Genomic DNA, 12,285 nt, shown 5'->3' on the forward strand with positions numbered 1-12,285 from the left:
ATTGCTGTCCGCCGTTTCGACGTGGGATCGTTCCCTTATGTCCACGGAAGAAGCACGGCTCGGCGACCCGCCGAGCCCCGCCGACACGGCGGCCGAACGCACCCTGTTCGGTCACCCCATCGGTTTGACCAACCTGTTCGGCGTCGAGCTGTGGGAGCGTTTCTCCTTCTACGGCATGCTCACCATCCTGGGCTACTACCTCTACTACTCCACCACCGAGGGCGGCCTCGGGATCGCGCAGAGCACCGCGCTCGGCATCGTCGGCGCGTACGGCGGCTTGGTATACCTGTCCACCGTGCTCGGCGGCTGGATTGCCGACCGGGTGCTGGGGATGGAGCGAACGGTCTTCTACGGCGGTGTCGTGGTCGTGGCCGGGCATCTCGCGCTGGCGGTGCTGCCCGGGCTCACCGGTGTCGGCGTGGGTCTGGTGCTGGTCGCGCTGGGCAGTGGCGGGTTGAAGGCGAACGCGTCGTCGTTGCTCGGCACGCTCTACGCGCCGACGGACGCGCGAGTCGACGGCGGGTTCACGCTGTTCTATCTGGGCATCAATATCGGCGCGTTCTGCGGCCCGCTGCTGACCGGCCTGTTGCAGCGCGAGTGGGGTTTCCACGTCGCCTTCGGCGCGGCGGCCATCGGCATGGCGCTCGGCCTGGCCCAGTACGTGATCTTCCGCCGCAATCTCGGCACCCACGGGCGCGAAGTGCCCAATCCCATCACCCGCCGCGAACTGACCCCGGTGCTGATCGGTGTCGCCGTCGCCGCGGTCGTGGTGCTGGTCGCCGTGCTGACGAAGCTGATCACCCTCGAGAATCTGTCCGACGTCACCACCGGCGTCATCGTGGTCGCCTCGGTCATCTACTTCGCGGTGATGCTGCGCAGCGCCAAGGTGACCCAGGTCGAACGAACGAGGGTGGTCGCGTTCATCCCGCTGTTCATCGCCAACGCGGTGTTCTGGTCGCTGTTCCAGCAGATGTTCACCATGCTCGCGGTGTATTCCGACGAGCGCGTCGACTGGCGGATCTTCGGCTGGGAGGCGCCGGCCAGCTGGATCGGTTCGGTCGAGCCGGTGTGGATCATCGTGCTCTCGCCGCTGTTCGCGCTGATGTGGACCAAGCTCGGCAATCGCGCGCCGAGCACGCCGATCAAGTTCGCGCTCGGCGTCATCGGGATGGGCATCGCGTTCTGGTTGTTCGCGCTGCTCAGCGGGTTCGACGGTAAGACCGTGCCGGTGCTCGCGGTCTTCGCGATCCTGGGCGGCTTCGCGGTCTCGGAATTGCTGCTCTCGCCGATCGGTCTCGCGGTCACCACGCATCTCGCGCCCGCCGCGTTCCGCTCGCAGATGATGGCCCTGTACTTCTTCTCCGTCGGTATCGGCACGTCGATGGCGGGCACGCTGGCCCGCTTCTACAGCCCCGAGAGCGAAACCGCCTACTTCGGGTTCAGCGGTGCCGCGGCCATCGTGGCCGGTCTCGTCGTCGTCGCGTGCGCGCCCTGGATCAAGCGCCGCATGCAGGGCGTGCACTGACCTGGTTACGGGTAATCCCCGATTACGTTCGTGAGAAGAAGGAGAAATACCGTGCCGACACCGCAAGACGCTCCAGACGTGGGCCGATCGCCCGGCCGAGGGAGCGGGTTGTTCCGCACCAAATCCGTCGAGCAGTCGATTCTCGACACCGACGATCCCGATTCCAAACTCCGCAAAGATCTGACGGCCTGGGATCTCACGGTCTTCGGTGTCGCCGTCGTCGTCGGCGCGGGCATCTTCACACTGACCGCGCGCACCGCGGGCAATGTGGCCGGGCCGTCGGTGTCGCTGGCATTCGTTTTCGCGGCGATCGCGTGTGGGCTCACCGCGGTCTGTTATGCGGAATTCGCGTCGACCGTGCCGGTGGCCGGTAGCGCCTATACCTATTCCTATGCCACTTTCGGTGAATTGGTGGCGTGGATCATCGGCTGGGACCTGATCTTGGAATTCGCGCTCGCCGCGTCGGTGGTCGCGAAGGGCTGGTCGCAATATCTCGGCACGGTATTCGGATTCGATTCCGCCACTGTGCAATTGGGGTCGATCACCTTCGACTGGGGCGCGGTGTTACTGCTCGCCGTGCTCGGCGTGCTGCTCGCCGTCGGCACCAAGGTGTCCTCACGGGTGTCGGCCGTCGCGGTGGCGATCAAACTCGCCGTCATCGCGCTGGTGCTCGTGCTCGGTATCACCTATTTCAAGGCGTCCAACCTGAGCCCGTACATCCCGCCGTCGCAGCCCGCCGAGGAAAGCGCCAGCGGACTGCACCAGACGCTGTTCCAGTTCATCACCGGCGCGGGTGACACCAACTTCGGCTGGTACGGCCTGCTCGCCGCGGCCAGCATCGTGTTCTTCGCGTTCATCGGTTTCGACGTGGTGGCGACCGCCGCCGAGGAGACCAAGAACCCGCAGAAGGCGGTGCCGCGCGGCATTCTCGGTTCGCTGCTGATCGTCACCGTGCTCTACGTGGCGGTGACGCTGGTGCTCACCGGCATGGTGCCCTACACCGAGCTGTCCGGTGAGAACGCCACGCTGGCAACGGCATTCCAGATCCACGGCGTGGACTGGGCCAAGAACGTCATCTCGATCGGCGCCCTGGCCGGCCTCACCACCGTGGTGATGGTGCTGTTCCTCGGGCAGACCCGCGTGCTGTTCGCGATGTCGCGCGACGGTCTGCTGCCCCGCGGGCTGGCCCACACCGGCAAGCGCGGCACGCCGGTGCGGCTCACCGCCATCGTCGGCGTGATCTGCTGCGTGCTGGCCGGTTTCGTCGACTTCGGCACGCTGGAAGAAATGGTGAACATCGGCACGCTGTTCGCCTTCGTCCTGGTCTCGGTGGGCGTCATCGTCCTGCGCCGCACCCGCCCCGACCTGCCCCGCGGCTTCCGTGTCCCCCTGGTCCCCCTCATCCCCATCCTGGCCGTCGCGGCCTGCCTGTGGCTGATGGTGAACCTCTCGGTGGAAACCTGGCTGCGCTTCGTGATCTGGATGGCCATCGGCTTCGCCGTCTACTTCGCCTACGGCCGCCGCCACTCGGTCCTCGGTAAAAAGGCCGCGAGTGACGACTGACCAGCCCCTTCGATGACATGATCGGTCCCGGCGTGGTCTGTTCCGACACGCCGGGCCGACCTTGTCGACCAACAGGATTCCGGTACACCCGTACGATTCGCTACGCTATCCGGGACGCCCCTATAGCCCAATTGGCAGAGGCAGCGGACTTAAAATCCGCACAGTCAGGGTTCGAGTCCCTGTGGGGGCACTCAAATGCCAGGTCAGGCCCGGTTGGTGGGTCTGGGGACGTGCAAAATATGGGCGATTCCCAAAAAAACACCAAGAATTCGCGCCGAAACTTCCTGTTGCCTGCCAAGCCCAGCCATCGTCATGCGGGACCGCCGCAGCGAGTAGATCCCCCAGTTCCGAAACATGCCCACCCAGCTCCTCTCACGTGAGTTCGGGCCAAAACCGACTCGTGTCGACTCGCGATGGTCAGGTAAACATCATGGCCACGGAACGAACCTGCCAGGCCGATGACGCCCCCGGACGGATGGACGCTGTGGCTCTCCGCTGTGGTGGCCGGACGCACCAAGACATCCCGCTATGCGCCGACGAAGACCTGGTGCCGGTGTTGAGCGAATGGGCTGCCGATGACCGTCGGGTTCTGGCCGACCTGGGCGAGCCGACTTGCCGACTACGCCACCATGGCCTCTGCCCACGGCGAGATCGACGAGAGCGGCCTTTTCCAACCTGGTTGTATAGCAACAGTTTCACCGAAAATGATCGCGGCTCAGGACTGTGGATTCGGTCCTTGGGGCCCGATCAACTCGATCCGAACGACCGCTGGCCCGAAGCGATCGTTGCCCGCGCCGTCGGTGAGTTCTCCGCGCCCGGTTCGACAGTGCTGTTGATCGACTAGCCGGCCCCACCACCCGAGGCAACCTGCGCGTACCCACGCCGGACACGACAGCAGCCCTCGCGCAGATTCGGGACCTTGACCGCGACAGCACCGATGCCCCCCGACAGTGCTGAGTCCGTCGATCTCGTGATCGCGAGTCTGCTGGGCGACCTTGCCGATCCGGTGCGCGCTGCCGAGTACATCACCGCGCTCGCGACCGAGGCGATGGCGATGGGCGGCGTGCTGGTGGTGCTCAGCCGCTGCCGCCACAGCACCGAGGGCGTTCTGCTCGACCCGGCCGGTTCGATCATCCTCGCCGCCCAGTCCGCCGATCTGCTGTACCTCCAACACATCGTCGCCGCCCCGGTCACCGGCGACACCGTCACCGCGCCCACGCCCGCCGACCCGACCGTGCCGGGCCTGCCACGCCACCTCGTCGCTCATACCGACATCTGTGTTCCTGCTGCCTGAACACGGCTGACCTCTGCGCCAACCTTGCTGCCCGACATACCGATTCCGCGAAGGACAACTCGATGACTGCGCACCCCGCCACCACCCCTGCAGACACCGATACCGCAACCACCGCACAGGCCGCCGTCGATGTGCCGATGTCGGTGTGGGCAACCACCCAGCACGCCCCGACCGCGCAACGGCGGGGCCGCTACCACCCCGACAGCGTCAAGCATCCGGCCAAGATGTTCCCGGCCATCGTGGCCCACGCCGTGAACACCTACACCCGCCCCGGCGATCTCGTCCTGGATCCGATGCGGCGGAATCGGCACCACCCTCGTCGAGTCGCTGCACCTGGGCCGCCGCGCGGTCGGTGTCGAATACGAGACCCGGTGGGCGGAGCTGGCACGCACCAACATCGGACTCGCCCGGGAAGCGGGTATCGGACTCGATGCGGCCGTCTACTCCGGTGATGCCCGCAAGCTGGGCGAGCTGGTCCCGCACGAGTTGCGGGGTCAGGTGGATCTGGTGATCACCTCCCCGCCCTACGGCGACAGCCTCCACGACCATGTTCGCGCCAACGGTGCCGACCCGGTCCGCAAAACCAACCACCGCTGCGGCCGAGTCCTGGACCGCGGCAACCTCGCCAACGTCGGCCTCGGCCGCCTACTGTCGGGGTTCACCAAGATCCTCGCCGGGCCCCCTACTCGACGAGCATTCTATTCCATACGTCCAAGCCTCTCCCTACGCATAGCTTCCGTAGATTCGCGAATCCTCTGCTGGATACGCCAGGAATCCCGAAGGAATTCGATGAACCCATCTGCAAGCTTTTCCTCCTCGGAAGTACCCTCCTGGTAGCCATAGACTGCACCGGATCCACGCTTGAAGAAATACACTTTATAACCTTGATGATGACCGAAGAAAAAGCGGCCATCCAACGTTAACCCCTTGCCAGAGACATCTTCGGCCGCCTCTACCGCATCGAGCATTCGCGGAAAGAATAGGTCAGTTCCTCTAAAGAGGGTGCCAGCCTTCTTTCCCATCTTTTCAAGAAAGGCCCGATACTCATCAGGGATGGGGAAGCCTTCGGGGGCAATGGAATAAACCTGTGCGATCTCCGCCGAGTCACACCCTATTATCGTGTCGCTCGTTGCAAATCCGGACTCAATCAACTCATGACTGAACATCTCTATGTCGTGGTCACTACCGTCATCCACCATAGGTAACCTTCACCTGCACTCCAGGGTATTTCTTCATGAATTCTTCTACCACACCCTGGCAAGCATCGCAAGGTTCACGCTCAGTATATAAGTCGATTGTCCCCGTTGCGCCAGGCTCAAGCTGTTGCGCTAAGCTATCAAGAATTTTAAACTCGGAGTCCGTAGGCCGGACCGTTAGCTTATCGTCGGACTCTGGCTTCAGGATCGGGTTCTCCGGTTTTTGCACCGTGCCCGTTGGAGAGTCGTCGCCACTGACCGCGTCCAGGCTGATTTGCTGTCCGTTAATCTCGCCCCGCGCCACGGCGACATTACGAGTTTTCTTTATCGTTTCTCCGCTTGCAGCCAGGCGTTCGCGAACCTTTTTGGCTTCCTCTGCTCCATTGACTGGAGATTGTCCTTGGTCCGTGAGCGCTACGCCCTGCCTTTCAGTGATCAGTATTGGCAGTGCGACGATGGTCAGCAGCTGGCCGTTGGTCAGCTCTGCTGTGGTGAAGGTGAGGCCGCCGAGTGTAGCGAGGAAGGTGTTGGCAGGTCCGGCGATGGCCCCGGCGGCATCGTTGAGGAAGTCGATATCGATCTCGACTTTGTTTCCGTTGGGGTCGGATGATTGTTGCTTGCTTGGTGTTTTTGTTTTTGTTGGTGGCTCTTTGACGGTTACCGTCGAACGCCCAATCGAGATGGCGGTGACGACCACGACCATCGCGAACTGGGTGTTGATGTCCGCGCGCATCGTCGTCAGAGCAACCTTGTGGGCCTCGATCGCCGCTGCGATATCGCCGGCCGCGGTACGGATGTCGCGGAGGCTGTGAGCGAGCGTGCGAAGGTTGGTTGCGTGGTTCGGAATGTCTCTTGGGACCTGAGATCCGAAGCCGCGCTCCAGCCCGGAGGCGACCGTGAGTAGTTGTGCCACACCGTATTCAAGCGGGTCTGAATTGCCGAAGGTCTTCCATGCGGTTGCCGCGCGCTCGAGGTTTTCGGTGTCGCCGTCAGGGACTTGGCCGCCAGAGACAAGCGTGGTGACTTTGTCTTGTAGTTCGGTCCAGTCTGTTTGCAGTCCGTTACTGTAAGTTCCCGATGAGGCGACACCAGCAGCTATGCCCGGGCCGTAGGGTAGTTCCGTGGGGAAGCCGGTGGGCAACGTTGGGGGGTCGCCTTTGTTGGGGTCGATGTTGGCGATGTATTCCCCGAGCGTCCAGTTGTAGTTGGACGCGGTCAGTATGTCGGCATATTTTCGCAGGGCGCGCGCGAAGTTGGTCGAGACCGTGGCCACTGCGGCGGCGCGGATATCGTAGGCCTTCGACCACGGCTGGACTGCTCTATATCCCCCGGCCATCGCGGGGGTGTCTAAAATAACGGTTTGCAGTGAGTTGTAGACGGTTTGGAATTTCTCCGATAGGTCGTAGCAGGCCTTGGCTGCGGTCTCATAGGACTGCGGGGAGATCGAGGCCACAAAGTTTAGCCGCCGCTCATTCTCAAGTTGATGTCTGATGCTTGGCTGTAGGCGTCGCGGGCAGTGACGGCGGCGTTGTACATCTGGGTGAGCCCGTCAACCACCGCTGCAGCCCCAGTTGCCCATTCTCGGTAGGCGTCCTCTTGAGCGGTGGCAGCAGCTCCGTGCCAGGTTTGTTGGATGGTGGCGATTCGGTGGTTGATGCCATCGAGGCTCTCGGTGAGGAATCCGATGAATCCATCGGCGCGGCTGATGAGCTGGTCTAGCTCGTCGATGTCGAAGGCGAAGTCGCGGGAGTGGTCGACCATCACAGGTTCAGTTCTGGTAGATCGAGCGAGCTTAGGGCATTAGAATTGGAGATGTCCTGGCTGACAATGGCTTTGCTCGCGTCACCCAAGAGTTCGCCCATGATGTTGAGGGCGTTCAACACGTCGGCGGCACCCTTCTTGGTTTCAGTCCAGCCTTCCCCGAAGGCGTCTGCCGCCGATCCTGTCCAGTTGCTGAGGACGCCAGATACCTCGCGGTCGAGCGAACTGAGTCCGTTGATCATCGACTCGGCGACTTGCTGGACGTAGTTACCCGCGTCGGTCACTTCTACTGGAACCATCGCGAAAACTGTTGTAGGCGTATCATTCTCACTTGACACGCGACCCCCTCATCAAGACAACGGGGCCCAGGCTATCCACGGCAGGGTTGGAACCGCAACAATCTGTCGAGCGTTGGCCGCACCGGCGCATCCCTCGTGCGCCGATCTGGCCGCAGAACCCATATCTGGCGGTCCCGCAGCGAATTCTGTTGCGTCGGCCGATGAGGTACAGCGGACTTGTCAACCCGAAATAGCTGTGCATCGTCTCGCGTCGAGGGTCTGCACCGTGGGCCCGCAGGTGCCCGTGATCATCCGGGACTGAACGTGCAGCACGCCTTGCCATCGCCGCAGGTAGACCGACCGCCGTGATCTGGTGGGATCGAATGTGAACACCGAAAACCCCCGAACGGTCAGGTTTCGAGTCCCTGTGGGGGCACTCAGCATGACCCATGGCGCTGGGTCGCGGCGTCTTCCGGTGGGCGTTGCGCCCCTCTCCCCCGCCTGAAAGCGAGGCGGATCACCCTGGGGTTCGGTGGGGTCCCGGCGTAGGTTCATGGGCAGGGAATCGTCGGCACGAAGGGGTGTTATCGATGCGGGTGGTCACGCGGATTCGGGGATACATCAAGGTGCTGGGGCAGGCTCGGCGTCATCGGGGGGATCTGGTGGGGTGGCTCGGGCGGCGGCCGCAGATCGCGGCGGCGACCATGGGGTATGAGACGGCGTTGCTGTTCAGCAACAAGCTGGATCCTCGGCTCAAAGAGCTGGCCGAGCTCAAGACGGCGGGGCTGGTGGCCTGTCAGTTCTGTCTCGATATCGGGTCGGCGCTGGCGCATACGGCGGGGCTGACCGAGCAGCAGCTCGTCGATCTGCCTCGGTATCGGACCAGTGATGCCTACACCGAGCTGGAGAAGCTGGTGATCGCGTTCGCGGAGGCGATGACGGTGACACCGGCGGTCGATATCGATGAATTGCGCGAAACTCTGCTCACCCATCTGTCGAAGGCACAGCTGGCCGAGTTGGCGGCGAGCATCGCGTGGGAGAACCAGCGGGCCAGGCTCAATCAAGGTCTCGGTGTGCAGCCGACCGGGATGGCCGACGGGCTGGCGTGCGCGATGCCGGAACCACGGCGAGCCCCGTAAACGGCGCGCTCCAGACGTCGACGGTCCCGCCTGGATATGGCGTGAGGTGGGGAAACGAGTAGCCCGTGGGTGTTCGCTGCCATGCAGTGCACTACGTTGATCGCGAGCCGACCACGGTGACGTGGACGCGCGGGATTCTTCGACAGTTCGCCGGTTCGAGCGCAGCGAGGGGATCGTATGCATTCGGTTGGGGCTTTGATCGTTCGCGTCGGTTATGTGGTGGCAACGCTGCTGGCCGCGGTGGGGTTCGCCGCGCCCGCCTCCGCGGATCCGCCGGACTCGGCGCTGTGCGCATGGCGGTTCATGTCCAACAGCACCGTGCTGAATGTGGCTTTCCCCGATGCGAATTCGACGTATTGGCTGATGCCCTACGCGCTGGGACCGGGTGACTCGATCGAGTTGTCCGGTACCTATCCGGCCGCCCGGTATTTCTCGTTGAACACCTACGGGACCGACCTCGACACCGTGGACACCTTGCGCGACGACCAGATCGTCGCCGATCCGGGCAGCGCCAATCCGTTCGTCGACGCCGCCGCCGCATCGCTGCCCGCCGCGCAGCGGCGCTGGCACGCCACGCTGGTCAACGGGCCGGCCGACCACAGCCGCAACGAGATCCAGGCTGTCGCGAGTGGGCAGAGCACACCGATCGGCTTCGTCATCGTCCGTGTCTATGTTCCGACCGACCCGGCCTCGCTCAGTGGCGGCGTCCCGCTGCCCGATGTGAAGCTCTCGATCGCGGGCGCCGACGTGCCTGCCCAGCCCTGCGCGCAGCCCTTCGATCCAGCCACCTACACCGGCCCGGTCGCCGACGTCGCCAAGGCCGCCTTCGACCGGGCGATCGCCGGGGCGGCCTCGGGCGCGTTCCCCGGCAACACCCCGGAGGCGACATTCCGGAACCCGGCCAGCACCTCCGGGCTCTTCCCGAACGGCGACAACAAATACATCGGGACACGGATCAGCTATCAGCCCGGACGTCTGCTCGTGGTGCGAGGCAAGGCGCCGACTTACCCGAATACCCGTGCGGGACAATCGCCTACCGATCCGAACCAGCAGGTGCGGTATTGGTCGATGTGCCAGAACGACCTGCGCTCGCCCTACCCCGTTGTCGCCTGCGCGGCCGACTTCCAGACCGCGATCGACGCGTCCGGCTACTACACCTATGTGGTTGCCGCACCCGCGGACGTGCCTGCGAACCCCGACCCGAGCGTGACTGTAATCCCTTGGGGCAGCACCGATGTGGACAAAGTGCTGTTCCTGCGGAACATGACCCCGAGCGCCGAGTTCTATCCGAATTCGATCCAGGCGTCCCAGGACTCAGGGGGCGACCCGGCCGACACGATGGGCCCGTATTACCCGAGTACCACCTATTGCAGCACCGACACCTTCGCCGCAGGCGGCGCCGAAGCCTGCCTCGGCACCTGATCGAATCGAGCTACGTGCGAAAAGCGGCTACGGGCAGTCCGGGGCAGGGGCGTCCACGAACAGCGGTTCATTCGCACGGTTGACATACGCGACGTACAGCACCGCCGGCTCGCTGCCGAGATTACGGCCGACATGGACGTGATCCGGTCCGACAGTCTCGGACAAGCCCTGACCGGCGGAGTACGTCGTCCCCACGCAGTCCGACTCATATCGGGTCACCTGCCCCGCGGTGACCACAGCGAGAACATTCCCGTCGTGATAATGCCACCCGAGCGTCCCCCCGGGCTCGATGGTGATCCGCCGGAAGGTGAACTTGCTCGGCAACGAGGCGAACGGACTGAACGCACTGACATCGACCTGGCTCAGCGGTTCGACGCTCACCCCGGACGGCGGCGTACCCGAAGCCGACGGCGCTAGCGCGACGACCGCGGCGGCGATCACCACGGCGCCGGCATAAGCATTCCGATGGACTCGCATCTTCGCAGTATACGAGCCCACTACCTGCTCGAATAGCCGGAAACAAACCCGCAACCTCGCTCCCTCGTGCCGCACGGCACACACTGCGCAGATCTACACCGATCCCGCGCTCGTCCGCGATCTCTGCGGACCTTTCGAGCGCACGAACGGCTAGATCCGTAACCGTCCGCCTGGGTGCCCGATGTGCCGTTAGGGGCAGTCCATCTCGTAGCGGGTCACCTGGCTCGCGGTGATCACCGCGAGAACCTTGCCGTCGCGGTAGTGCCAGGCGCGTTCGGCGCCGGTACCGGCGGGCCGGGCCCGGAGAGCGAGCGGGCCCACTGTTTGAGAAGTGATTTTCGAGGCACTACCGGGGCAAGAGGCTCGTAGAAGGAGAAACCCGTGTCTTCCGGAATCCTGGTAGTTGCCATCGTCATCGTGGTCGTACTCGTAGGTGCGGCTCTTCTGGTGCCGCCATACCTACGCCGGAAGCGTCTACGCGACCGTTTCGGGCCCGAGTACGACCGGGCCGTCGAGCAGACCGAGGATCGCCGCGCCGCCGAACGCGAACTGGCGGAGCGAGAGCGCAGACACAACTCGCTCGACCTGCGTGAACTGACGCCCGAACGCAAGAAGGAGTTCACCAAGGACTGGGCGAGCGTGCAGGAGCGCTTCGTCGACGAGCCCGCCGACGCCGTCGGCGAGGCCGACCGGCTCGTGACGACTGTCATGGCCGAACGTGGCTACCCCACAGAAGGTTTCGACCAGCAGGTCGCAGACCTCTCCGTCGAGCACGCCTCGACGCTCGGGCACTATCGCGACGCTCACGGCATCGCGGTCGAGCACGCGAAGGGCAAGGCGAGCACCGAGGACCTTCGGACCGCCCTCGTGCACTATCGCGCCCTGTTCCTCGATCTGACGAACGGCCACACCACGCACAAGAAGGACACCGTGTCATGAGCACCGAATACGACCGAGCCGAAACCGATTCGCGCACCGACGATATCGAGCGCGACAACCTCGGCGAGCACGACCGCGTCGCGGCCGAGAAGCGCGGCGAGCACCACGTGATCGACGCCGAGGTCATCGAACCCGATTCCCGACGCGATCCCAAGACCTCCTCCACCGTGGACGGCAGTTCCGATACGACCTTCATCGCGGGCAGAGGCGCGGATACCGCGGACGAGACGCGCACAGGTCACCGGCGCATCGACACCGCCGACGAGTCCGACATCGTCGCCGCGGGCGGCACCGAGCCCGAGCCGGTCGTCCAGCAGCAGAGCCCGGCCACCGACGCGGAGGACGACGTCGTCCCGCTGTTCGACGAGAAGTCTCTGGAACAGCTGCGCGGACGCTGGCGCGATCTGCAGGGCACCTTCGTCGACGATCCCCATGATGCCGTCTTCAAGGCCGACGAGCTGGTCACCGAACTGATCCACGAGCTCACCAGCACCTACGCCGCGCGCAAGGGGATCATCGCGGACCGGTGGTCGGAGAGCCCGGACACCGAGTCGTTGCGGCGCGCGCTGCGCAGCTACCGCTCGTTCTTCAACCAACTCCTCACCCCCACCGCCTGATCTCTTTCGTCGGCAACCGCTGAACCGTACGAGCACGACACACAGCCTCGCTCGTACGGTTCTGCCGTGTTCAA

The 12,285-nt window shown here is 64.1% G+C and carries 13 protein-coding genes, 1 tRNA gene and 1 pseudogene; 9 read left to right on the plus strand and 6 right to left on the minus strand.

Annotated features, from left to right (window positions below; genetic code table 11):
• Window positions 1-37 precede the first annotated feature (37 nt).
• The 5 genes and pseudogenes from ACWF99_RS17870 to ACWF99_RS17890 form a co-directional block, all read left to right on the plus strand.
• Window positions 38-1,525 (plus strand): peptide MFS transporter, encoded by a 1,488-nt coding sequence (locus ACWF99_RS17870; protein WP_452536846.1) that lies wholly within the window; start codon window positions 38-40, stop codon window positions 1,523-1,525.
• A gap of 51 nt (window positions 1,526-1,576) precedes the next feature.
• The gene (locus ACWF99_RS17875; RefSeq protein ID WP_378636168.1) at window positions 1,577-3,088 is read left to right on the plus strand and encodes an APC family permease; all 1,512 of its coding nucleotides are present in this window, start codon (window positions 1,577-1,579) and stop codon (window positions 3,086-3,088) included.
• Between the two features lie 116 nt (window positions 3,089-3,204).
• Window positions 3,205-3,278 (plus strand) — tRNA-Leu (locus ACWF99_RS17880).
• Window positions 3,279-4,007: 729 nt separating this feature from the next.
• Window positions 4,008-4,382, plus strand: a complete 375-nt coding sequence (locus ACWF99_RS17885) for a hypothetical protein (protein WP_452536848.1) — start codon at window positions 4,008-4,010, stop codon at window positions 4,380-4,382.
• A 396-nt stretch (window positions 4,383-4,778) separates the two neighbouring features.
• Window positions 4,779-4,877, plus strand: a pseudogene (locus ACWF99_RS17890) (hypothetical protein); the annotation flags it as partial.
• A gap of 203 nt (window positions 4,878-5,080) precedes the next feature.
• Here the strand turns inward: ACWF99_RS17890 and ACWF99_RS17895 are convergent.
• The 4 genes from ACWF99_RS17895 to ACWF99_RS17910 are packed head-to-tail and all read right to left on the minus strand — an operon-like array spanning window position 5,081 to window position 7,638.
• Window positions 5,081-5,581 (minus strand): SMI1/KNR4 family protein, encoded by a 501-nt coding sequence (locus ACWF99_RS17895; protein WP_452536850.1) that lies wholly within the window; start codon window positions 5,579-5,581, stop codon window positions 5,081-5,083.
• The gene (locus ACWF99_RS17900) at window positions 5,571-7,031 is read right to left on the minus strand and encodes a deaminase domain-containing protein (RefSeq protein WP_452536852.1); all 1,461 of its coding nucleotides are present in this window, start codon (window positions 7,029-7,031) and stop codon (window positions 5,571-5,573) included. The genes ACWF99_RS17895 and ACWF99_RS17900 overlap by 11 nt, the downstream gene beginning before the upstream one ends.
• A gap of 5 nt (window positions 7,032-7,036) precedes the next feature.
• A complete protein-coding gene (locus ACWF99_RS17905) occupies window positions 7,037-7,339 on the minus strand; it encodes a WXG100 family type VII secretion target (RefSeq protein ID WP_378660654.1) in 303 nt (100 codons plus the stop codon).
• Window positions 7,339-7,638 (minus strand): WXG100 family type VII secretion target, encoded by a 300-nt coding sequence (locus ACWF99_RS17910; protein ID WP_378636139.1) that lies wholly within the window; start codon window positions 7,636-7,638, stop codon window positions 7,339-7,341. The genes ACWF99_RS17905 and ACWF99_RS17910 overlap by 1 nt, the downstream gene beginning before the upstream one ends.
• Window positions 7,639-8,207: 569 nt before the next feature.
• On the opposite strand from ACWF99_RS17910, the gene ACWF99_RS17915 reads away from it, so the two are divergent.
• Both ACWF99_RS17915 and ACWF99_RS17920 read left to right on the plus strand, forming a co-directional pair.
• Window positions 8,208-8,756: a carboxymuconolactone decarboxylase family protein gene (locus ACWF99_RS17915; protein WP_452536855.1), complete on the plus strand. Its 549-nt coding sequence runs from the start codon at window positions 8,208-8,210 to the stop codon at window positions 8,754-8,756.
• Between the two features lie 177 nt (window positions 8,757-8,933).
• The gene (locus tag ACWF99_RS17920; protein ID WP_452536857.1) at window positions 8,934-10,178 is read left to right on the plus strand and encodes a hypothetical protein; all 1,245 of its coding nucleotides are present in this window, start codon (window positions 8,934-8,936) and stop codon (window positions 10,176-10,178) included.
• A 27-nt stretch (window positions 10,179-10,205) separates the two neighbouring features.
• Here ACWF99_RS17920 and ACWF99_RS17925 read toward each other — a convergent pair whose 3' ends face one another.
• Together ACWF99_RS17925 and ACWF99_RS17930 are read right to left on the minus strand one after the other, a co-directional pair.
• Window positions 10,206-10,655: a cupin domain-containing protein gene (locus ACWF99_RS17925; protein ID WP_452536859.1), complete on the minus strand. Its 450-nt coding sequence runs from the start codon at window positions 10,653-10,655 to the stop codon at window positions 10,206-10,208.
• 189 nt (window positions 10,656-10,844) lie between these two features.
• Entirely contained in the window at window positions 10,845-10,976 is a 132-nt protein-coding gene (locus ACWF99_RS17930) for a hypothetical protein (protein ID WP_378636129.1), read from the minus strand.
• A 60-nt stretch (window positions 10,977-11,036) separates the two neighbouring features.
• Between ACWF99_RS17930 and ACWF99_RS17935 the strand changes: the two genes are divergently transcribed.
• Both ACWF99_RS17935 and ACWF99_RS17940 read left to right on the plus strand, forming a co-directional pair.
• Window positions 11,037-11,594 carry a hypothetical protein gene (locus ACWF99_RS17935; protein ID WP_452536861.1) on the plus strand — a complete coding sequence of 186 codons (558 nt, stop codon included), beginning with the start codon at window positions 11,037-11,039 and terminating at the stop codon, window positions 11,592-11,594.
• Complete coding sequence (locus ACWF99_RS17940) at window positions 11,591-12,211, plus strand: hypothetical protein (RefSeq protein WP_452536863.1); 621 nt, start codon at window positions 11,591-11,593, stop codon at window positions 12,209-12,211. Before ACWF99_RS17935 ends, ACWF99_RS17940 begins: the two co-directional genes overlap by 4 nt.
• Window positions 12,212-12,285 lie beyond the last annotated feature (74 nt).

The organism is Nocardia sp. NPDC055002 (assembly GCF_053608825.1).